18 protein-coding genes and 1 tRNA gene are annotated in these 21,364 nt (G+C 54.7%); 11 read left to right on the top strand and 8 right to left on the bottom strand.

The features are described from left to right. Positions 1–18: 18 nt before the first annotated feature. The 3 genes from gltB to ALP8811_RS15320 are packed head-to-tail and all read right to left on the bottom strand — an operon-like array spanning position 19 to position 6,831. Entirely contained in the window at positions 19–4,557 is a 4,539-nt protein-coding gene (gene gltB, locus ALP8811_RS15310) for a glutamate synthase large subunit (RefSeq protein WP_108858124.1), read from the bottom strand. Then, the gene (locus ALP8811_RS15315; RefSeq protein ID WP_108858125.1) at positions 4,544–5,371 is read right to left on the bottom strand and encodes a hypothetical protein; all 828 of its coding nucleotides are present in this window, start codon (positions 5,369–5,371) and stop codon (positions 4,544–4,546) included. Before ALP8811_RS15315 ends, gltB begins: the two co-directional genes overlap by 14 nt. A gap of 26 nt (positions 5,372–5,397) precedes the next feature. Then, entirely contained in the window at positions 5,398–6,831 is a 1,434-nt protein-coding gene (locus ALP8811_RS15320) for an NAD(P)-dependent oxidoreductase (RefSeq protein ID WP_108858126.1), read from the bottom strand. 244 nt (positions 6,832–7,075) lie between these two features. Between ALP8811_RS15320 and ALP8811_RS15325 the strand changes: the two genes are divergently transcribed. After that, positions 7,076–7,879: an undecaprenyl-diphosphate phosphatase gene (locus tag ALP8811_RS15325; RefSeq protein WP_108858127.1), complete on the top strand. Its 804-nt coding sequence runs from the start codon at positions 7,076–7,078 to the stop codon at positions 7,877–7,879. A gap of 50 nt (positions 7,880–7,929) precedes the next feature. Here the strand turns inward: ALP8811_RS15325 and ALP8811_RS15330 are convergent, their stop codons facing one another. After that, positions 7,930–8,916 carry a complex I NDUFA9 subunit family protein gene (locus tag ALP8811_RS15330; protein ID WP_108858128.1) on the bottom strand — a complete coding sequence of 329 codons (987 nt, stop codon included), beginning with the start codon at positions 8,914–8,916 and terminating at the stop codon, positions 7,930–7,932. A 139-nt stretch (positions 8,917–9,055) separates the two neighbouring features. Between ALP8811_RS15330 and ALP8811_RS15335 the strand changes: the two genes are divergently transcribed. From ALP8811_RS15335 to ALP8811_RS15365, 8 genes are all read left to right on the top strand, one after another. Further along, positions 9,056–9,142, top strand: a tRNA-Leu gene (locus ALP8811_RS15335). An 81-nt stretch (positions 9,143–9,223) separates the two neighbouring features. Next, positions 9,224–10,603: a DUF6538 domain-containing protein gene (locus ALP8811_RS15340; protein ID WP_108858129.1), complete on the top strand. Its 1,380-nt coding sequence runs from the start codon at positions 9,224–9,226 to the stop codon at positions 10,601–10,603. A 48-nt stretch (positions 10,604–10,651) separates the two neighbouring features. Beyond that, the gene (locus ALP8811_RS15345) at positions 10,652–11,635 is read left to right on the top strand and encodes a hypothetical protein (protein WP_146184036.1); all 984 of its coding nucleotides are present in this window, start codon (positions 10,652–10,654) and stop codon (positions 11,633–11,635) included. An 84-nt stretch (positions 11,636–11,719) separates the two neighbouring features. Beyond that, positions 11,720–12,250 (top strand): hypothetical protein, encoded by a 531-nt coding sequence (locus ALP8811_RS16275; RefSeq protein ID WP_181363784.1) that lies wholly within the window; start codon positions 11,720–11,722, stop codon positions 12,248–12,250. A gap of 554 nt (positions 12,251–12,804) precedes the next feature. After that, positions 12,805–13,380 (top strand): recombinase family protein, encoded by a 576-nt coding sequence (locus ALP8811_RS15350; RefSeq protein WP_108858131.1) that lies wholly within the window; start codon positions 12,805–12,807, stop codon positions 13,378–13,380. Positions 13,381–13,678: 298 nt separating this feature from the next. After that, a complete protein-coding gene (locus ALP8811_RS15355) occupies positions 13,679–14,179 on the top strand; it encodes a ribonuclease H family protein (protein ID WP_245924676.1) in 501 nt (166 codons plus the stop codon). A gap of 83 nt (positions 14,180–14,262) precedes the next feature. Beyond that, positions 14,263–14,790 carry a hypothetical protein gene (locus ALP8811_RS15360; RefSeq protein WP_108858132.1) on the top strand — a complete coding sequence of 176 codons (528 nt, stop codon included), beginning with the start codon at positions 14,263–14,265 and terminating at the stop codon, positions 14,788–14,790. 77 nt (positions 14,791–14,867) lie between these two features. Continuing rightward, positions 14,868–15,761: a hypothetical protein gene (locus ALP8811_RS15365; RefSeq protein WP_108858133.1), complete on the top strand. Its 894-nt coding sequence runs from the start codon at positions 14,868–14,870 to the stop codon at positions 15,759–15,761. Positions 15,762–16,314: 553 nt separating this feature from the next. Here ALP8811_RS15365 and ALP8811_RS15375 read toward each other — a convergent pair. Genes ALP8811_RS15375 through ALP8811_RS15385 form a run of 3 tightly spaced genes read right to left on the bottom strand, consistent with a single transcriptional unit; the run spans position 16,315 to position 18,236 of the window. Next, positions 16,315–16,776 (bottom strand): hypothetical protein, encoded by a 462-nt coding sequence (locus ALP8811_RS15375; protein ID WP_108858135.1) that lies wholly within the window; start codon positions 16,774–16,776, stop codon positions 16,315–16,317. Between the two features lie 12 nt (positions 16,777–16,788). Beyond that, entirely contained in the window at positions 16,789–17,136 is a 348-nt protein-coding gene (locus ALP8811_RS15380; protein WP_108858136.1) for an STAS-like domain-containing protein, read from the bottom strand. Next, positions 17,133–18,236: a hypothetical protein gene (locus ALP8811_RS15385; RefSeq protein ID WP_108858137.1), complete on the bottom strand. Its 1,104-nt coding sequence runs from the start codon at positions 18,234–18,236 to the stop codon at positions 17,133–17,135. Before ALP8811_RS15385 ends, ALP8811_RS15380 begins: the two co-directional genes overlap by 4 nt. Before the next feature lie 587 nt (positions 18,237–18,823). Here ALP8811_RS15385 and ALP8811_RS15390 point away from each other — a divergent pair. Together ALP8811_RS15390 and ALP8811_RS15395 are read left to right on the top strand one after the other, a co-directional pair. After that, on the top strand, positions 18,824–19,216 hold the full coding sequence (locus ALP8811_RS15390) for a TadE/TadG family type IV pilus assembly protein (protein ID WP_181363785.1): 393 nt from the start codon (positions 18,824–18,826) through the stop codon (positions 19,214–19,216). 10 nt (positions 19,217–19,226) lie between these two features. Beyond that, on the top strand, positions 19,227–20,561 hold the full coding sequence (locus tag ALP8811_RS15395; RefSeq protein WP_108858139.1) for a Tad domain-containing protein: 1,335 nt from the start codon (positions 19,227–19,229) through the stop codon (positions 20,559–20,561). A gap of 65 nt (positions 20,562–20,626) precedes the next feature. Here the strand turns inward: ALP8811_RS15395 and ALP8811_RS15400 are convergent, their stop codons facing one another. After that, on the bottom strand, positions 20,627–21,274 hold the full coding sequence (locus ALP8811_RS15400; RefSeq protein ID WP_146184038.1) for a hypothetical protein: 648 nt from the start codon (positions 21,272–21,274) through the stop codon (positions 20,627–20,629). Between the last annotated feature and the right edge of the window lie 90 nt (positions 21,275–21,364).

Here is a 21,364-nt window from a genome sequence, read left to right on the forward strand (position 1 = left end):
GTTTCTGCTGCGCCGAAGTTACTCGGCGGGAATTGCGTCTGCTTCCAGCGACAGAGGCGCGGGCAGCTTGTTCAGCATCTCTTTCGGGCAGATCTGCAGGAAGTTGGCTTTCTCGCTGTCCCAGTGACGCAGGATCTCCGTGGCCTTCTGGCTGCGGGTTTCCTCGGCATGGCGCTCGATCAGGCCTTTCAGCTCGGCTTCCCAATGATCAACTGCAACGGGGCAGGTCACAAGGCTTTCCATGTTCATATGGTCCTGAGCTTCGCCGTCCGGATCGTACAGATAGGCCATACCGCCCGTCATACCGGCACCGAAGTTCGAACCGATCGAGCCAAGGATAACGGCGACACCGCCGGTCATGTACTCGCACCCATTCGAGCCACAGCCCTCGATCACGACTTTCGCGCCCGAGTTCCGCACCGCGAAACGCTCGCCCGCGCGGCCTGCTGCGAACAGGTAACCGTCGGTCGCACCGTAAAGCACAGTGTTGCCGATGATCGTGTTGTCCGAGGCAACCAGCGGGCTGACCAGCGGCGGACGCACAACCACGGTGCCGCCGGAAATACCCTTGGCCACATAGTCGTTCGCGTCACCCGATACTTCGATCTTCAGACCGGGGGCCGCAAAGGCACCCAGCGACTGACCGGCCGAGCCTTGCAGTTTCACCGTCAGGTGATCGGGCTGCAGCGAGTTGCGCATGCCGAAGCATTTCACGATATGCGACGAAATCCGCGTGCCGACCGTCCGGTGCGTGTTCTGCACAGTATAGGACAGCTGCATCTTCTCGCCATCTTCCAAGAAGCGCTGCGCATCGCGCACGATCTCGGCGTCCAGAGTATCCGGCACGGCGTTGCGTGCGCGATCGCGGTTGTAGACGATCTTGTCCGCACCATCGACCACCAGCAGCAGCGGGTTCAGGTCGAGGTCATCCAGATGCGCCGACCCACGCGAAACCTGCGACAGCAGATCAGCGCGGCCAATCACGTCGTCCAGCGAACGCGCGCCCAGCTCGGCCAGGATTTCACGCACTTCCTGAGCGTAGAAGGTGATCAGGTTCACGACCTTGTCGGCGTTGCCAGTGAACTTGCCACGCAGTTCTTCGTCTTGGGTACAGACGCCAACGGGGCAGGTGTTCGACTGACATTGACGGACCATGATACAGCCCATCGCGATCAGGGCGGCGGTGCCGATGCCGTATTCCTCGGCGCCCATCATCGCGGCCATGACGATGTCACGACCGGTGCGCAGACCACCATCGGTTCGCAGCGTAATACGGTCGCGCAGGTTGTTCATGGCCAGCACTTGGTGTGCCTCGGTCAGACCCATTTCCCACGGCAGACCCGCGAATTTGATCGAGGTCGCAGGCGATGCGCCCGTGCCGCCATTGTGGCCCGAGATCAGGATCACGTCGGCTTTCGCTTTCGCAACACCAGCCGCAATCGTACCAACACCGGACGATGCAACCAGCTTCACCGTCACCTTACAGCGCGGGTTGATCTGCTTCAGGTCGTAGATCAGCTGGGCCAGATCCTCGATCGAATAGATGTCGTGGTGCGGCGGCGGAGAAATCAGCGTCACACCCTTGGTCGAGTGGCGCAGACGGGCGATCAGGTCGGTGACCTTCATGCCGGGCAGCTGACCACCTTCACCGGGCTTGGCGCCCTGTGCGACTTTAATCTCAAGCTCTTCACACTGGTTCAGGTATTCGGCGGTTACACCGAAACGGCCTGATGCGACCTGCTTGATCTTGGCCGACGGGTTATCGCCGTTGGGTTCCGGGTGGAAGTGCGCGGGATCTTCTCCGCCCTCACCCGAATCCGACTTGGCGCCGATGCGGTTCATTGCGACGTTCAGGGTCTTGTGAGCTTCCGGCGACAGCGCGCCCAGCGACATGCCCGGAGTCACGAAACGCTTGCGGATCGCGTTGATGCTTTCCACTTCCTCGATCGGAACCGGCTTGCCCATCGGCTTGATGTCCAGAAGGTCACGCAGATGGATCGGCGGGTTCGACTGCATACGCGCCGAATACTGCTTCCACATCTCGAACGAGGCGCGGTCGCAGGCCGATTGCATGAGGTGCATGGTCTGGGCTTCCCAGGCGTGAGTCTCGCCCGAACGGCGTGCCTTATAGAAACCACCAACCGGCAGAACCTTGTCGCCACCGCCAAAGCCAGCGGCGTGGATTTTTTCCACTTTCTTCTGAATACCGCCGACACCGATGCCCGAAATGCGCGAGGTCATGCCGGGGAAGTATTCCGCAACCATGGCACGCGACAGGCCGACGGCCTCGAAGTTCAGGCCACCGCGATAGGACGAGATGACCGAGATACCCATCTTCGCCATGATCTTCAGCAGACCTTGGTCGATGGCTTCACGATAACGGCTAACAGCTTCGGTCAGCGAGCAGTCCAGAAGGCCACGATCGATACGATCGGCCAGCGAATCCTCGGCCAGATAGGCGTTCACCGTGGTTGCACCACAGCCCACCAGAACCGCGAAGTAATGCGGGTCGATACATTCAGCCGAACGCACGTTCAGCGAGGTAAACGTCCGCAGACCTTTCTTGACCAGCCAGCTGTGAACAGCCGAGGTCGCAAGGATCATCGGCATGGCAACACGATCTTCGTTCTGTGCCTGATCGGTCAGAACAAGGTGACCAGCACCCGAGCGCACGGCCTCTTCCGCTTGGGCGCGGATCTCTTCCAGCGCCAAGCGCAGCGTGCTTTCGTCGCCGCCTGCCGGGAATGTACAGTCGATCTCGGTCATCGGCGAGTTGAACGCCTCGGTCAGCTTCACGAACTGTTCGTTGCCAACAAAGGGGCTTTCCAGCACGACGATTTCCGTCTGCGCACCGCTTTCATCCAACACGTTCTTCAGGTTGCCGAAGCGCGTTTTCAGCGACATCACGCGGTATTCGCGCAAGCTGTCGATCGGCGGGTTCGTGACCTGGCTGAAGTTCTGGCGGAAGAAGTGGCTGAGCGGGCGATATTTGTTCGACAGAACAGCCGACGGGGTGTCATCCCCCATCGAGGCCAGCGTTTCTTTGCCGTCTTCAGCCATCGGGGCCAGAATCTGCTCAAGCTCTTCCAGAGTGTAACCGGCAGCTACCTGACGGCGACGCAGTTCATCGCCTTGGAACAACGGCTTCTCGTCGATCTGCGACAGGCTTTCTTCCATGTCGTTGATCTTGCCAACCCACTCGCCAAACGGCTGTGCTGCGGCCAGTTTGTCCTTGATTTCAACGTCGTGGTACAGCTTGCCGTCCTTGGTATCCACGGCCAGCAATTGACCCGGACCAAGCGCGCCTTTTTCCACGACAGTTGCTTCATCGATCGGCACCATGCCCGCTTCGGAACCGGCAATCACCAGACCGTCACTGGTCACAACATAGCGCATCGGGCGCAAGCCGTTCCGGTCAAGACCAGCACACACCCAGCGGCCGTCAGTCATGGCAAGGGCGGCAGGGCCGTCCCACGGTTCCATCACCGAGTTGCAGTAGGAATACATATCCTTCCACGCCTGCGGCAGGTCGATGGCTTGCTTGGACCAGCTTTCCGGAACCATCATGGTTTTCGCCATTGGGGCCGAACGGCCCGCGCGCACCATCACCTCGAACACGGCGTCCAAAGCAGCCGAGTCCGACGACCCGCCCGGCACGATCGGCTTGATGTCTTCAGCAAGATCGCCAAAGAACGCCGAGGCCATGCGGATCTCGTGCGACTTCATCCAGTTCAGGTTGCCCTTCAGCGTGTTGATCTCGCCGTTATGGGCAAGCATGCGGAAAGGCTGGGCCAGCCACCACTGCGGGAAGGTGTTGGTCGAATAGCGCTGGTGATAGATCGCAAACTTGGACTTGAAACGCTCGTCCATCAGGTCGGGATAGAAAACCGCAACTTGCTCGGCCAGCATCATGCCTTTGTAGATGATCGAACGGCACGACAGCGACGCGATATACAGGTCGTTGATCTGCGAAGCTGCGGCGGCTTTTTCAATCCGGCGACGGATCACGTAAAGCTCGCGCTCGAATGTCTCTTCGTCGACACCTTTCGAGTTCGAGATCAGGATCTGCTCGATTTCGGGACGAGTCGCGTTGGCCTTTTCACCCAGACAGTCGATGTCGACCGGAACGTGGCGCCAGCCATAGATGTAGTAGCCCATTTTCAGGACTTCGGTTTCCACGATCGTCCGGCAGGTTTCCTGAGCACCGAAATCGGTGCGCGGCAGGAAGACCTGACCCACGGCGATCAACTGGTTTTGACGCGGCTCGTGGCCGGTACGGCGGATTTGGTCATAGAAGAACGGTACGGGGATATCGACATGGATACCCGCGCCGTCGCCGGTCTTGCCGTCCGCGTCCACTGCACCTCGGTGCCAGATCGCCTTCAGCGCATTAATACCGGCTTCGACCACTTTGCGCGACGGCTTGCCGTCCACGGCAACAACAAGGCCAACACCGCACGAGCTGTGCTCTTCTTCTTCGCGGTAAAGGCTGTTTTCGTTCATAAAGGCGCGCTTGGCTTCTTCGCGGCGGACCCAATCAGCATCATACTTTGACATGTGTTTCACCCTCTTTGAAGGAAAATGTGGCGTTGGCTGGATCATTCGCGTCGGCGAAGAGATACACAGATTCCGGAATTGATTTGAAAGTGGCGGCGACATCCTCGTCGCTGCCGAAAAGCCCGGCCGATACGATAGGGCCAAGCAGTTTGTTACGTTTTAGGTGCGGGGCAACTGTATGATCCAAGCCGTCTACTTCGAGCATATGAAGAGACCCAGCAGGCGCGATACCCTGAAGCAGAGATCTCTGCTTGTTATCGTCTGCGTCCTTGTTGCCATAGATGAGACAGAAGCGAGCTTTCGTATCTGTAACCGCGTTCAAGGCCGAAGGCAGAATGTCCGGGCCGAGATGATCGCGAAATCCATCCCATTCCGGTCCTGCAACCATCTCGGGGCTGACCGACAAGGCAGGCACGAAAGCCACCACATTTGAAAGACCAAACACGCCGGCGAATGACATAGCGCCATAGCCCCCGCTTGAATTTCCCACTGCCGAGTCACATTCAAAGCCAGTCTGCTCGAGGAACTGCGACACCTCGCGGACAACCTCATCGCGGACGCCCGGTTGCGAGTAGTACGAGTGGGTCAAATCCGTAACATACAGCAGATTGTGCAGGCGATTTTCGCTGGCCAACTTCTTGAATTCAAGGCGCGGCGGGCCGTCCTCTTCAAGAAATAGACCGTTGAAGCACAGGACGATCTTGTTGCTATGACCCTTACACATACGAACAAGCACCCGATCAGATCGGTGAATGACCGTGTAGTCATCCTGCGGCCGCGGTGGCCGTTTTATGAGTGCTTTGATGTTGAACATGGTCAAAACGTCGGTGGCTTGGCCTTTTACTCGGCTGCGACAGCGGCAGTTGCGCTCAGGCTGTCCAGAATGCTGGCCGCTGCTTCACGACCATCGCGGATGGCCCAGACCACCAGCGACGCACCGCGCACGATGTCGCCCACGGCCCAGACGCCGTCCAGATCGGTCTGATGCGTCTCGAACGCGGCTTTCACAGTGCCCCAGCGGGTTACCGGCAGATCTTTCTCGCCCCACAGGGTCGGCAGGTCTTCGGGTTCAAAGCCTAGGGCTTTGATGACCAGATCGGCGTCTTCGGTATAGTCCGAGCCTTCGATCACTTCCGGGCTGCGACGGCCAGATGCATCGGGTGCGCCAAGGCGCATCTTCTGAACGATCACGCCGTTGACCGGATTGCCGGTGAAGCCTTTCGGGGCCGACAGCCAGACGAATTCCACGCCTTCCTCTTCGGCGTTCTGTGTTTCCCGCTGCGAGCCGGGCATGTTGGCGCGGTCGCGACGATACAGACATTTCACCGACTTGGCGCCCTGACGGATCGCGGTGCGAACGCAGTCCATTGCGGTGTCACCACCGCCGATGACGACGACGTTCTTGCCTTCTGCATTCAGCTCGCCGCTTTCGTATTCCGGCACGGTGTCACCAAAGCTCAGCTTGTTCGAGCAGGTCAGATAGTCCAGCGCCGGAACGATGCCGTCGGCACCAGCACCCGGACCCGACAGGTCACGGCCTTTGTAAACGCCGGTGGCCAGCAGAACGGCGTCGTTCTGGGCGCGGATGTCTTGGAAGGTGATGTCTTCGCCGACATTGCAGTTCAGAACGAACTCAACGCCTGCGTCTTCCAGCAACTTCACGCGGCGCATGACCACGTCTTTTTCCAGCTTGAAACCGGGGATGCCATAGGTCAGCAGCCCGCCTGCACGGTCGTGGCGGTCATAAACGGTGACTTTGACGCCAGCGCGTACCAGCACGTCAGCGGCCGCCAGACCACCGGGGCCTGCACCGATGATGGCAACTTTTTCCGAGCGATCCGCAGCCGGGGTGATGTCTTCGACCCAGCCGTTTTCCCATGCTGTGTCAGTGATGTATTTCTCGACCGCGCCGATGGTCACGGTGCCGTGGCCCGACTGTTCGATCACGCAGTTGCCTTCGCACAGACGGTCCTGCGGGCAGATGCGGCCACAGATCTCGGGGAAGGTGTTGGTGGACTGGCTGAGGGCATATGCCTCTTTCAGACGGCCGGTGGCGGTCATGCGCAGCCAATCGGGGATGTTGTTGTGCAGCGGGCAATGTGACTGACAATAAGGTACGCCGCACTGGCTACAGCGGCTGGCCTGCTCGGCTGCCTTCTGCGCGGCGAACTCGGCGTAGATCTCGTTGAAGTCTTCTTTACGGTTTTCGGCGGCGCGCTTCTCGGGCATGTCCCGATCGACCGACACGAATTTCAACATAGGCTGCTTTGCCATCCTGGCTCTCCCTCGGCTGGCCCGTTTTCGGGCAGACTCTTGGCTTGGAGTTTGGTTTTTAAGGGGACTCGTCAGAAATGAAAAGTCAATAATGCTTACCTAAATGCGAAAAAATGGGTACGGATGAGCCAATTTGTCGCCGTGTCGTCAAAAAATAGGTAAGTAGAGCATACCTATAAAGCCTCTTCCCTTTCCGGACCGCTGCTTTAGCTTGCCGCACAGCTTTATTTTCAAGGAACCGAGCATGTCGCTTGCCCACATTCTTCTGGTCGCCATCATTCAGGGAATCACCGAGTTTCTGCCCGTTTCGTCCTCGGGTCATCTGGTGTTGGTGCCACATTTGACCGGGCTTCCGGATCAGGGTCTGGCGATTGATGTGGCGGTGCATATCGGCACGCTGGGGGCGGTGATGCTGTACTTCTGGCGCGATGTGCAGATCGGATTGGCGGGTATCCCGCGGATGTTGACGGGTCGGATCGACACGCCGGGCGCGAAGCTTGCCTTCCTGTTGCTGGTGGCCACGATACCGGCAGTAGTCCTTGGATTGATTTTCAAAATGACAGGGCTGAGCGATCAGATGCGGTCGATCAAGGTCATTGCGTGGACGATGATCCTGTTTGGCCTGGTGCTGTATTGGGTTGATCAGAAGGGCAGCGTTCAGAAGAACGCGGGTGATTGGAGCCTGAGGGACGCCATTATCATGGGGCTGTGGCAGGCGCTGGCGCTGATCCCGGGCACGTCACGGTCCGGGGCCACGATCTCGGGTGCGCGCGCGCTGGGATACGAGCGGTCGGACGGGGCGAAGCTGGCCATGTTGATGTCGATCCCGACGATCATCGCTTCGGGCGTTTTGCTGGGGGCCGAAGTTGTGGCCACAGCAGATGCGCAAGTTGCCAAGGACGGCGCCATCGCGGCGGTGTTTTCGTTCGTCGCAGCTCTGCTAGCGCTCAGCCTGATGATGCGGCTTCTGAGGTCCGTCAGCTTTACCCCATATGTGATCTATCGGATCGCGCTGGGTGTGGTGCTGTTGGGAATCGCCTATCTGTAACGAAAAAAGGCGCGGAGAACCGCGCCCTTTTCTATTCACAAACCGTTGCCTCAGATGTCAGTGCGCAGGTTCTTTGCCGAGTTCTGGATCGCGGCATACTGCCCGCTTACGCGGAAGCGCCACAGATAGTCCGGCAGGATCGCGGCCATGGCACGCGGGGTAATGCCCAGATCGGCAAAGCCCTTGGCGTCCTCGGATACCACGTTGTCATAGCCAAGGCTGGTGACCTGATCACGGGTCAGGGGCGATGCAATCAAGCCGCCTGAGATCCACTGGATCAAATCAAAGATCCCAGCCTGAAGGCGTGCGATGCCAAAGGGCAGGTTTACAACCAAACGGCGGCGCTGGGTAACGGTCAGCATGCGGTCAATCGATTCACGCAGAGTTTCCACGTCCGGGCCGCCCAGCTCGTAAACACCAGCTTCGACCTGACCCAGTACCGCCAGCTCGGCAGCGTTGGCTACGTCGTCCACGTGAACCGGCTGGAACTTGGTGTCGCCGCCAGTGATCGGCATGACCGGACCGAAGCGGGTCATGTTGGCGAAACGGTTGAAGAACTGGTCGTCGGTTCCGAAGATGACCGAGGGTCGCAAGATCACTGCGCCAGGGAAGGCGGCCTGAACGTCCTCTTCACCCTGAGCTTTGGTGCGGGCGTATTCGCTTTCGCTTTCGGCATTCGCGCCGATGGCCGACAGCTGAACCAACTGGCCCACGCCTTCCTCGGTCGCGATCCGTGCCACGCGGCCTGCGCCGTCATGATGCACTGCATCAAAGCTGTTCTTCCCGATCGAGTTCAAAACACCCACGCAGTTTACAACTGCATCTGCGCCTTGCATGGCGGCGCGAACGGATGCGTCATCTCGGATGTTGCACAGGATCGGTTCTACCTGACCCACGGCGCCATAAGGTTTTACGAACAGCGCTTCGTTCGGTCGGCGCACAGCAACGCGAACGCGCCAACCATGCTTGGCCATGCGACGGGCGATATAGCGCCCTACAAAGCCTGAACCGCCATAAATCGTGACCAACTTGGACATGGAAGCTCTCCTTGAATTCCTAGGCTTTGCATAGCTTTCCAAGCGCGTTTGAGCAAGGCGCAAACGGAATCACGGAAAAGCGAAGAAATAATGTTGACACTCCCCACGCGTCACACTAAATCCCCCTTCACCAACCCGTGCCCAGATGGCGGAATTGGTAGACGCGCTAGCTTCAGGTGCTAGTGTCCGTATGGACGTGGAGGTTCGAGTCCTCTTCTGGGCACCATTTTCCCTTGAAATGTAAGATAAAACAGCCACTTAGCTGGAAATCGCTTCACATTCGCTTTACAACGGAGTGAACACGGCGATGAGGCTCACAGTGTCTGTTAAGCATCTCAGAAAAGAAAACCGCTCCGGGATCTATCGCTACAGAAGGCGCGTTCCCGAGGATTTGCGGCTCGTTATTGGTAAGAGTTTTATCGATCAGACCCTGGAAACGACTGATGAGCTGGTTGCGGTCCAGAGGCGTGAAGAAATTCACCAAAAGGTTCAGCGGTTGTTTGCGGAGCTCCGTTCAAAGGGAACGGAAAAGCTCGAATATCAGACTGCAAAGGAAACCTTGAAGGACCTTGGGGTTTGGCAGGGAGCTCAATCAGACATGCAGCCCGTCCTATTGGATACTTCAACGCCGCCGGTGTTCGAGAAGATGACCCAAGCAATCCTCGCTGAAAGTGATCCCAAGAAGCAGCTCCTGCTTATGAAGGCAAAGTTCCAAGGAGTGAAACCTCCGGCCATCCGCTTGAATGAGGCTGTAGAGGTTTACCTAGATGAGCGGGCAGGGGATAACTTTGAAAACCTCAAGAAGCAAACAACGCTAGCTGCACGGGCTCTCTGTGAAGCCAAAGGTGAAGACAATCCGGAGATCGCTGAGGTGACCTTTGATGACGCCTATAAGCTCCGTGATACACTGTTGGAGGCCGGGAAGGCTGCAGATACAGTGAAGAAGCGCTTGGGGTCTCTGCGGGCGGTCTACAACGTGGCAAAGCGCAGATTGAACCTGCCACAATTGGTCAACCCCTTCGGAGGAATATCTCTACCCAAAGGCCACAAGGAGGGCCCGGCGAAAGAGAAGCGCCAAGCGCTTACAGTAGATGAGATTAAGCTGTGTCAGCCGGAGATCAACAAAAGCAATGAAGACATCAAAGACCTCTGGACGCTGATGATCTACACGGGTGCGCGTCCATCTGAGCTCTGCCGTCTAAAATGGGAAGACGTGCGTTTGAAGGATGATGTCCCCCATATTCGGATCAACGCGGGACCTGGTAGGCCGATTAAGACCGAAGGCTCCGAGAGAAGTGTGCCTCTGGTAGGGAGGGGGTTAACAATCTTAACTCGCCGCAAAGAGAAGCTTATCGGAACCGCTCATTCAAAAATCGATGTAATCCCTCGGTATGCGCATAGAGGTGGACCGGGAAACGTCTCCGGGCTCATGATTAAAGCGATGAAGAAGGCGGATGTTTGGGTCACAATCAAGAAGGTACCATACTCAATTCGCCACTCCCATAAGGATTGGATGCGCAGAGTAGCTCGGGAAGAAATGACCAACCGCATTCATGGTCATGGGCGTAAGTCAGTTGCAAACGACTATGGTTCGGATGAGTTCTTGAGTGAGTTGGAGAAAATCATTTCTGAAGGGCTAGAACGATCAGGGCTACATCCCGGCATTGGAAACGCTATTGATAGCTAATCAACTTCAGGTTACCTATAAAAAGCCTAATAATTTGAAAGTGCTGCAGTGAACCAACACAACCGCCCCGTAATGTTTTGCGATCTTTTTGTCTCAACGAACAAGCAACACATTCTGCCCGCACCGCTTAAAGACCTGTTAGGGGTTCTAGATACATATCGCCTCACCAACTCAACTGCGATGGATCGAGAAGGTGGACGCGTATCTTACTTTATATCTGACATCGTTTTTGATGACAGCAAGGATCTGGCCTTCCTTTATGTTGGAAAGCACGACGAGAACGGTAGCGATCCAGCTATTTCAACGAAACAATCGGCTGGAAGCTATGACACAGACATCATCGAGAAAAAAGTAAATCAAGGCAATGCTGCAGGTGGTCACATCGCAATTCACTTGGTTCCTAGAAATACAAAAGATGGTCACCTTTATTACACCGCCGTTGAAGCATCCGAAGGATTAGGACGTTCAATCTGTCAGGCTCTGCTTCGATACGTTTTCAATGAGATATACGTCAACGATCCACAGGAAATGACCGCCAAGCGGACCACTTCCACAGCAAAAAAAGCGGAACCATATCGCCCGTTATTCGAATTTCTCGGTATGCCTAAAGATTTCATTGAAGCAGATCTAGCCAAGGCTCACGGTGTCGATCTCAAAATCGTTCGGACAAAACCTACTGGAACGATGGGACACGCGGCTGCAAGTTTGCAGGCTGAAGAAGCTGTCGTACTCAAACCATCAAAAGAGCAAGGGTTCCCAAAAACTATTGATGGTATTAAAAACATTATCAAAGCAGTGCCTGGAAAGCTGTTGAGTGGCCGCTTCTCATACAAACTCAACGGCACCACACAACCAATCAAGTTTAAGATAGTTGATGGAACTGTGCTCTTTGATGAATTGTTAATCCAAAAAATGATCGTGGGCCCAATATCTTCCAAGATGGCAACCATTACTCCCGACAGTAAGATACACTCAGAGTTTTCGGAACTGATGGCAAAAGTTCTAGTCGACAAAATAAACAGCTTGAAGTAGACAGTTAAAAAGAACGAAAGAGAAACATTGACTTGGTATGAACTAACTCGTTGGTATGCATATCGACGCATCGAACACACCTCGATGCGCTTCTATACTATTGTTTTTCCTTTATTTTTCGCAACTGTCCTAACGAGCGGAGTTGCTCTTCTTCCAGGTGAAATCACACTAACGGGTGATGCTGGCTTCGTTACAGGGATCATTGGCGTTATTTCACTTCTACCAGGCTTCTATATAGCTTCTCTAGCAGCCGTAGCCACCTTTGGTGGAGAACACATGGATGAAACCATGCCCGCTCCAGCACCTGAGGTTTTTATCAAAACTGCACAAACAGAAGGACCCGAAGAACTTACACGCAGAATGTTCTTATCTTACCTGTTTGGCTATCTAGCAATTACTAGCCTACTTTTGGTCGCAATTTGCTTTGTTGTTGGTATCTGCGCTCCTGCAATTGGAGCAGTAATTACCGGACATTGGCCAATACATGCCGCTACTATCAATAACTGCTTAGAAGTTAGTCTAGTTTTTTGTCTTTCCTTTGTTATGGGCAGCATTTTGGTCACAACTCTTCACGGGACATATTATCTTATGGAGCGCATTTTTCAGCCAAACTAGGGTGCAGCCCACCTACCGATCTCTCCGGATAGGGCTATTGAGGAGCGGGCATATCCCACATTGAATGCTAAGCAACTTTTACCCCAAAAATTTGAGCCCCCTTCTTAGGTATCGAACGCGATGGATTTCCCCCCGTACCCCCTCCCCACGGGCCACCTTTGCGGTCCCCTCTCTGCACCTGCCCCACCCACCGGGGTCTTTTGCTCTGTGTGAAGGGCCTCCCTCGTCACTTCACTGGAACCCTGGGGATAACACAGCCAGTAGTTTGATTGGGTTGCCCAATAAGAGGGAGACCGGAAGCTCTTTCCGAGGGCGAAGACCAATTAGGTTGCCCCTATAGGGAAAGCGCGAGACCAGTATGCTCCGATCCCAGGCGAATAGATGGACGAGCGGGCACTCCCCTTTGGTCCTAAAAGGTATACCAAATAGGATACTTTCAGGATTTCCCCTTCTCATTGATTTCATATGATATTTTTTGTCCTATAAGTTGGGGTTGACACTTATGGGACACTATTCTCATAAAGCCTTAGAGGATTTCGAACACGAGGTGAGACATGACTGGGACAATAGTAGGGTACGCGCGAGTATCGACCGCCAAGCAGAACGAGAAGACACAGGTCCATAGCCTTGAACAGAACGGTGCAACGAGACTGTTCATTGACAAAGCGAGTGGAAAGTCCCGAGACAAACGTCCGGAGCTGGAGAGAGCACTGGACTGGGTGCGGGACGGGGACGTGTTGATGGTGACCCGTTTGGACCGCCTAGCTCGGTCAGTTCTCGACCTCCATGAAATCGCCAAGGAGCTAGAGCGGAAAGAAGTGGGGCTGCGGGTCATTGAACAAAGCATCGACACAACGACCCCACAGGGACGGCTCATGTTCACTATGCTGGGAGCCATTGCTGAGTTCGAGACCGCGCTCAGGGCAGAGCGGCAGGAAGAAGGCATAGCACTGGCAAAGGCAGAAGGGCGGTTCAACGGAAGACCCGTAGAGATTGATCACGAGGCGGTTAAGAAGGCGCAGGAAGAGGGGAAGAAACCCACCCAGATTGCGGAGGAGCTCGGCATCGCTCGGTCGTCGGTTTACCGGGTCCTGGCGAAGATCAAAGAGAGTGAGGCCAGCCAGCCCTGACCCACCCCAATAGTTTGCTTGTGGCTCGCCCCCGGCGGGCGGGGTTCATCATACCCGTGCGTAGTTGTGTGTATCAGTTTCGCGCGGGAAAGGCAGAAAAGCTGCGAGCGGATTGGCGTCTCGTAGCCTCTGGGGCCCTGCTATCAGACGACCGCCGTTTACCTACCTCCTGAGCCATAAAAACAAGGCTCCCGAGCGAACTCGTGAGGAACCTCAGTCTGTCCCAACCGCCATTAAGGTTGCACCTATAAAGGGAGGAGCGCTTCGATCTCCCCCGAGTAAACATAGGACTTCCCACATGAACAACATGCAACAACCTGCTTCGGCGGAACAATCCCACATTGCCTACACAGATGGCGCTTGCAGCGGCAATCCCGGCCCTGGCGCTTGGGCCCATTTCACCCAAAACCCCGATGGAACCTTCACCGAAGCCTCAGGGTTCCTCAGCGACACGACCAACCAACGAGCAGAACTCCTCGCCGCCATCAAGGCCCTGGAGGAGACCCCTGAAGCTGCACTCGTCCATATCCTGAGCGACAGCGCTTATGTGGTGAACAGTGCCACACAATGGCTTGAGGGGTGGAAGGTGAAGAATTGGCGGAATGCCAAGAAGAAGCCCGTCAAGAACCGTGACCTTTGGGAGCAACTGGACGCCTTGATGGCCACCCGCGAGGTCACCTTCACGCACATCCCTGGGCATTCTGGCATTTCTGGCAACGAACGCGTGGACGCTCTTGCGAAGCAGACTGTCACCGACAGGGCAGGCATCGGACCATTCACTTTCACAATCGAACAATGAGAAGCGTCGAGACATGTACAGCGCAACACCGACCTCCAAAGATGTAGCTTACCTACTCGATCACCCCGACAAGGCGGAGAAGTTTGACGCTCACTTTGGTGAGGGGAAGGCAGCTCAATACCTGCAAGCTCACACCAGCGCGGAGCGGCCTCAAGAAGCCCTTGAAGGTTACCGTCACTTCCGGCCCCCGGAGCGTTGTGGATGAGGAGCTCCGCAAGCTGAACTACGGCTTCACTGGTCCGGATCGAAAGATTGGGGCAATTACCCTCTCCTCGGAGCAATTCCAGGAGTGGTCCCGCCTCATGGGAACCGTGAAGATCGGCGCGAAGAACCTTGAGGCTCAGCTCGAAGCTGCAATGCAGACCGAACGCTACGACCTTGGCCGCGAGAAGGTCCCTGACGGGATCACCTCCCTGGCTAAAAGCCATCGAGTCGAGATGTTGCGCAACATCATCACCGCCTACAAACAGAAGTCCCGAGCGGCCCACTTTGAGAGCAACCCGGAGCTGTACGAGGCGTGGGTGGAGTACGAGCGGTACGAGGCAGAGGCAGAGGCAGAACGCGGGATTGCCCAGAAGGGTGACCGTGAGAACCTGCTGCTGAAGTTCTAGCCGAAGCCAAAATCACAACTGAAACCTAGGGGACCCTTCGGGGTCCTCTTTCAATTCAACAAGCAAGGAGAATGGCAATGTCCTTCTTTGAACAATTGGGGGTAGAGCGCGGGGAGACCCGAAAGGAAGCGTTTGACCGCCTTTCCCTTCAGCATGAGGAGGGCCTGGGACAACGAGCTGAGAACATCCGCACCGTCGTGTTATCCTCGCTCTCAGTGGAGCCTCTGGTCTTCCAGCACCGAGAGGATGGACCAGGGGATATGTGGGGCCACGAGCTGCACCTGGACAACCTGAAGCAAGCGATCAAGCGTGAACCGGGCCACAGGCTGGACCCCATCGTAATCTGGCAATGTGGGCCCGATTTCATCGTCATTGATGGTCACTTTCGGGTTGAGGCATACCGCCAATACGCACGGGATAAGAAAACCCAGCCGAAGCGCTTCAAGGTGCCCTGTCAGGTGTTTCACGGGGGACCTCTTGAGGCACTGGATCGCTCAATCACACTCAACAAGAAAGTGTCCTCCCCTCTGACCAAAACGGAGCTCAGCAATGCAGCTTGGCAACGGATTTGTTTGAGCTGGGATGGTGAAGGGTGGAGCACTTCCAAGAAGCAGTTAATCGCCCTTGGATTGGTCGCAGACAACACCATCGCTAGGATGCGGCGAACCTTCATGAAGCTGCTGAAGTCCGGAAAGGTGACCACAGAGGATTGCCACGGGATGACCTGGCAGGACGCGGAAGCGGCCCTGAAAGGGATCGACGGTGAGGATGTGAAAGATTGGTGGGATGATGATGAACGCTGGGATGCGGGAGTCCAGGAGCTAGCTGACAGGCTCTCTCGCACGTTTGGCTCGATCTTGCGCGAGGCTCCTTTGTTCACTCTAGCAGCGTTTGAACGGTATTCGCCGCAGTTGGTCGCTGCCTGGGAAGAGTACATGCTGGAAGAACGGGAGCTCTGTGAGGACTTCTAGGAACCTCAGAGGGTATGCGATGTTGGAGGGTGCGTTTCGCATAGGCAATCAGAGCGCGGAAAACCTGTTGACCCGTGCCGCACTTTCATCTTAAGTCTTTGGAGGGAAAGGATTATTCCTACAAGTGGAAGCACTTCTCCCCTTGAAGAAGAAGGAGAAAAACCGTGCTTAAAGACCCTATCCAACCCGCCCTGAAAATCGGACGCCTTGTCCTCGATCTCCAGCGTGACGAACCCCTCCCTGGCGAACCCATCGCCTATGCCCGAAAAGATGTGATGGCCCACTGTGGTTACCTGGTGTTTAGGCTCGGGGCGTTCTTGTTCTTCCTGGAATGGGAGCGGGGCAAGAGAGCGACAGTGTGACCCCCAAAACGAACCCACGAGGGCGGCAGAGATGCCGCTCTCTGTTTTTTTGACGGTAATGAATACAAGGCCAAAGAGCCTGAACTGTTGAGCGCGACAGAGCGCCGCTCGGAGTATGTTCTACACCCCAATAATTCACGACTTAGGAGCGGCGATCACTGAGTATTGCTACACGGCGGCTGGGAGATGAATCAAAACCACTTACGCTTCAGTTTGCGCCTCTGGTTGCGTACAACTCTTGCAAGGTCATGCGCCTGGCTTCTCATCTGAATAGCGCGGATTTCGTCCTTTTTTCGTTCGCGCCCTCCGAACTCACCTCCAGTAAGAACACTATCCAAGCGGTTTACTTCAGTTTCCACAGCCTTCCCGGCATCGCCATCGAACATGTCACTACACATCTTCCCGATGTCGTGCATTGCGGGCACAATTTGCACCTTAAGTTCTTCGTCTTCATCCGAACCGTCACGAAGCCAGTACAGCCCCCCGAGCTCTGAAACTCGATCAATCTGCGCAACAATGCGATGAACATCTTGTGTGCGCTCCTCCTCAATGAAGGAACTGTGAGAGACGCGAGAGTCAAACCAAACTGTGCCCAGTTTAGCGAGGATAAAGCCTACCCCCGCAGCGAATGCATCAACTAAAAATGAGAGCAACTAGATTCCAGCCTATCCTGCTATTTGCCCGCCCTTAGCCTTGTTTGCGGCGGCCTGGTCGATAAATTCCCAGATGCGGGTCACATATCTTTGATACCCTTTCGAGGCGTGAAACCTCAAGAGTTCACGAATCATGTCTGGCGACATTGAAGCCCGAACAAGACCACCAAATGCCTCCTCTAAAAACGATGATGGATAGCCGGGCGCACCGTCTAAGTCGATAATGACCTCCTCACCCGCCTTCAGATGTGGAAGGAGGAAGTCCTCTCTAAATCTAGTACCGTTTCCATCACCGTCGACAAGATAGCGCCCTGCCGGGAACGGATGAAAGTCTTCGATGACATTGATTTGTTTGGTCATGACGCTTGTCTCTCAGCCTGGATTTCCACCGGCAGGCTCCATTCAATTAGTGTCCCGCCAATGTGGCGAGGAAGTGAAAATAACTCCACCTCCTGGTTAGGAGTATATATGATGCCTCCCGCGCCACTCAATATACGTACTCTTCCTTTGCCGTAGCCCTCTACTGGCGAGATCACGTCCGTTAGTCCCTGACCTCTGCCCATAGCCGATCCTTTTGATGTCCTGCTTACCTCCAGTGCGGCAGCAATCATACGCGCATGATCCTTAACCAATGATGACATTATCGAGCTGACCCCAAGAATCGAACGGACACGCTCTGCAAGATGCCACCGATTCAACGTCGCAGGTATGCCTACACCTTGATCAAATACAACTACACTTACCTCTGCCCTTGAAGCAGAGAACACACCGGTTGCCCACCACGGTTTACCGTCCAAGGGTGAGAAATTGTAACCTTCATCCTCTGGATAAGCGTGGTCAACTGCGTTTCCGGTCGCTTCGATCATCGCTTCGTATAGCTCTGGACCTTGCTCCAGTACATTCGCAACCTGCTCTAGTCGCGTTCGGATTCTTTGTACCCTTGCCGGGTCTAGTTTATTGCAGGCAATCATCGGGAGAACTGTTACTTCCTCGTGCCTCCACTCGTCAGGCCAGCGAACGCCAAGCTCAATGCCGATTAGATCAAAGAAACCCAGTTGTTCGAGGCGCATAACAACATGAGCAGCCCAATCCCCTAGTCGGGATGCAATCAATCGAACCTTGGTAGGGTGCCTAGACATTATACGGTCAATTTCAGCGTTCAAGACTAGCATTGCAGCCGCAGACGCCCATTTAGTCTTGCTGAAATCAATCTGGATTACCGATTGTCGCCCTTCCGGATTGTTGCCGATTTTTTTAATTTCCTGAATGCAGGCAAGCGTATCGGCACACTCACTCGACAGATTGAATGCCTCGGGCATAGAGATCAGATAACGCTCACCGGAATACAGATAATTTCTGCGCCTCAGGTCACTGCGCCTGCGTTTTTTCCGCAAGCGCTCTAGGCGCTCTTTCTGTGAAAATTTTAGCTTTTTCATAAACTTATCTTTTCGAAATTCCATGCACGGCTTCAGTCCGGCTTGGTGCGGTATTCGAAATACGCTGTATGAAGCGCGATTTCCAGACCATTTGTTGAACTATGGCGAGAATTGAAGGCCCAGCTACGAGCCAGTTGTATAGTGGGACAAATTATAGGGGTGGTATGGGTTGGTGCAGCTTGCACTGGGATTGCGAAACAAATTTTGGACGCTCCGAGAAGATCGCTTCACTATCGCTTCACATTTCACAAAAAACAGTCCAGTATGGCCTTGATAATAAAGCGATAATTTCGGGCTAGATGCCTCTTCTGGGCACCATTTTCTCCTGACAGTGGAATTTCTACCCCGTATCAACCACTTGGTATGATTCGAGTCGTTAAGGAAGATGGGCCTGAATGTGGCGCGCGTGAACGCTCGATTTTAACCATTAAGGCAGGTACGACACGGTAACCTATACAAAAGTACAGGTGGCTGGGTGAAATGCCACATTTTGCACACATTCCCGGCTCTTTTTTCCTTCTTGCGGGCTAAGTTGCCCGTTAAGGTTTAAAGGGCGTCGAGCTTTCTTATCTTGAGCAGGTGAAATGAATATTTGGTCCAAAAATAGAGTGATGAATGAAGATGGTACTGCGACCGTAGAGACGGTTCTGTGGTTGCCCGCACTTTTCATGATTTTCATCCTGATCATCAACACGTCCTTCGTGTTCTACAAACAATCGATCATGATGCGCGTTGTACAAGACGCGAACCGAGCACTGTCGGTGGGGCGTATCGGACCCGTAGACGACATGCAGGCAGCTGCGGCCAACACTCAGACCTATGTCAAAGACCGCATCTCGGGCTTTGCCAGCAATGGCACTGTGAAGACCACAGTCAATTCGTCGACCGGAGTGATCACCACGACTGCGTCGGTTCCGATCTCGGATCTGGTTTTTAACGGGAAATTCAATATCCTTACTGGCTTCTCGGTCTCTGCCCAGTCGCAACATTTCGTTGAGTATTAAGGTGATCGCCATGACCCATACCTCTTTATTTCTTAGCCGTATCCGGCACTTCAGAAAAAACGAAAACGGTGCAATCACGATTTTCGGATTGTTCCTTTTTGCTGCGATCGTTCTGGTCGGAGGTCTGGCGATCGACATGCACAACCTGATGACCGCGCGTACGCAGTTGCAGGTGTCCGCTGACCTGACGGCCCATGCAGCGCTGTATCGCCGCGATTTTGAAAGCGATCCAAACACGGCGAAGACCCAAGCACTGGCTTTGGCTCAAGCAAGCATGCCGAAAGCGACGTATGGCGATGTCATCGAGGCGAAGGATATTACGTTCGGTAGGTATGACCCGTCGACCGAGAAGTTCACGCCCGATTCAAACTCGAGATCGGCCGTTCATGTCTATTCGACGCGACTGAGTTCAAAATCAAACCCGGTTTCGACATTTGTTCTGCGCGTTCTGGGCTTTGTTAACTATGACATGTCAGTCCAGTCGGTGTTCACCACCTTCCGTCCGACCTGTTTCCGTGAAGGATTCGTGGCAGATGAGCGTGTCGATGTTCAATCGAACAATGCCTATTCTAATGGGTTCTGCATCCATTCAAACGATCATGTTTCTTTGAACAATGGCAACTCGTTCGAAACGGGTACCATCGTGTCCATGCCTAATCTTGGAGACATTGATCTGCCCCGGTCGGGGTGGGAACAAAACGAGGGTCTGCAAGCTGCGCTGCGCGAGGGTGCCTATCGCATGCGCATTGTGGCCAAGCTGCCCTTTATCATTCAGGGTCTGAAAGATCGTGATCCCGAATACTTGCCGGATTACATTGATCCCTTGAAACCAGTTGAATTCTTTTCCCTCAACAACGGCCAGAAGCTATTGATGTCGGATCTGAAGGCTAATCGTGTTCATATTATTGGTTGCGGTAATAACGGGGTTCTGACGATCGACGAGCCGTCGGCAATTACTGATGTGGTTATTGTAACCAGTTGTTTGGTGAAGTTCGGTCAGGCGCTGAACATCGAAAACTCGATCATCGCAACCACCCATACCGATACCAAGTCCATGGACTCGAGCTCAAGCTTGACGCTCGGAAAGAATGACAGTTGTGCGGATGGTGGTGGCGCCGTGTTGTTGACCATGGGCGGTGTGTCGTTCACCTCGGATTTCCACATCTTTGGCAGCCAAATTATCGCAGCGGGCGATATCGATTTCACAGCGAATGCAAATGGTATTGAGGGTGCGTCCCTGATCGCTGGAGGAGAGATTGATTCCACCTCGAACGCGAATATGGGTTTCTGCGGCACCGGGATGACCAACATCTACGAAGCCGACTACTTCCGCATGGCTTACTAAGATGAAGATTTGAAGAACCGGCCAGATGTGTATCGTCTGGCCGGTTTTTTCATGTCTGGATGGGATCAAAGGGGCGGGGTGTTACGCTCTTTCAGAACCTTTTCCAGCTTCAATCCGGAATGCGGGGTTCTTTCATTCAGAAGCCGCCGCACTTCGTTCTTCATGTTCGGGGGTCTCTTCAGGTTCACGGTGTTGAACAGTGAGGAGTCCCAAAGCCCGTCAGGCAGGTTGTTCGTCAAATAGCCCTCGTCGCGCGGTAGCGACCACATCGTGACGCCCGTGTTCGTTTGATGGCGCGAAAACCGCAGATCAACAAAGCCGGCGCAGGGTTGAATATCGGCCAGCGTCGGGCAGTTCTGCCCAAGAAAGCACGCAGTCCCGGTGCCCAGCAGGTCGACCTTAAAAATCTGAGGGCATTTCTTACCAAACGCAAAGTTCCGCCAGCCGAGGCTATCTTGCTGTTTTTTGAAAACGAAGGCGTGCGCCTGATACCCAAGCGTATTTTTCTCTAGGTCAAGCTGGTCAGTGAAGCCGAGCGTACGTTCGACATAGTCGTCCGGATAGATGATGTCGTCATCAATGGTGAAAACGATATCATCCTCAGCCACCGGAAACGCGAATTTGCCAGCGTCCTTCAGATCCTCATCCGGGATCATGTATTCCAGGTTCGGGATCTCGTCCAACCCGGGCGGAGGCGCTGTGAATTCGTTCAAGCAGACAAAGAGCCGATCAACCTGCGGCGCGATGCTTCTGACTGCCTCAAGCAGCAGGTCTTGTCGTTCTGGAAATGTAGCGAGATGCGC

This window comes from Aliiroseovarius pelagivivens (genome assembly GCF_900302485.1).
Classification (GTDB): domain Bacteria; phylum Pseudomonadota; class Alphaproteobacteria; order Rhodobacterales; family Rhodobacteraceae; genus Aliiroseovarius; species Aliiroseovarius pelagivivens.

What these genes read in the sequence shown, in the direction of transcription:
- ALP8811_RS15315 (WP_108858125.1), bottom strand. Translation starts at nt 5,371, where the DNA reads ATGTTCAACATCAAAGCACTCATAAAACGGCCACCGCGGCCGCAGGAT.
- gltB (WP_108858124.1), bottom strand. Translation starts at nt 4,557, where the DNA reads ATGTCAAAGTATGATGCTGATTGGGTCCGCCGCGAAGAAGCCAAGCGC.
- ALP8811_RS15395 (WP_108858139.1), top strand. Translation starts at nt 19,227, where the DNA reads ATGACCCATACCTCTTTATTTCTTAGCCGTATCCGGCACTTCAGAAAA.
- ALP8811_RS15390 (WP_181363785.1), top strand. Translation starts at nt 18,824, where the DNA reads ATGAATGAAGATGGTACTGCGACCGTAGAGACGGTTCTGTGGTTGCCC.
- ALP8811_RS15325 (WP_108858127.1), top strand. Translation starts at nt 7,076, where the DNA reads ATGTCGCTTGCCCACATTCTTCTGGTCGCCATCATTCAGGGAATCACC.
- ALP8811_RS15320 (WP_108858126.1), bottom strand. Translation starts at nt 6,831, where the DNA reads ATGGCAAAGCAGCCTATGTTGAAATTCGTGTCGGTCGATCGGGACATG.
- ALP8811_RS16275 (WP_181363784.1), top strand. Translation starts at nt 11,720, where the DNA reads ATGCGCTTCTATACTATTGTTTTTCCTTTATTTTTCGCAACTGTCCTA.
- ALP8811_RS15385 (WP_108858137.1), bottom strand. Translation starts at nt 18,236, where the DNA reads ATGGAATTTCGAAAAGATAAGTTTATGAAAAAGCTAAAATTTTCACAG.
- ALP8811_RS15365 (WP_108858133.1), top strand. Translation starts at nt 14,868, where the DNA reads ATGTCCTTCTTTGAACAATTGGGGGTAGAGCGCGGGGAGACCCGAAAG.
- ALP8811_RS15330 (WP_108858128.1), bottom strand. Translation starts at nt 8,916, where the DNA reads ATGTCCAAGTTGGTCACGATTTATGGCGGTTCAGGCTTTGTAGGGCGC.
- ALP8811_RS15350 (WP_108858131.1), top strand. Translation starts at nt 12,805, where the DNA reads ATGACTGGGACAATAGTAGGGTACGCGCGAGTATCGACCGCCAAGCAG.
- ALP8811_RS15380 (WP_108858136.1), bottom strand. Translation starts at nt 17,136, where the DNA reads ATGACCAAACAAATCAATGTCATCGAAGACTTTCATCCGTTCCCGGCA.
- ALP8811_RS15355 (WP_245924676.1), top strand. Translation starts at nt 13,679, where the DNA reads ATGAACAACATGCAACAACCTGCTTCGGCGGAACAATCCCACATTGCC.
- ALP8811_RS15340 (WP_108858129.1), top strand. Translation starts at nt 9,224, where the DNA reads ATGAGGCTCACAGTGTCTGTTAAGCATCTCAGAAAAGAAAACCGCTCC.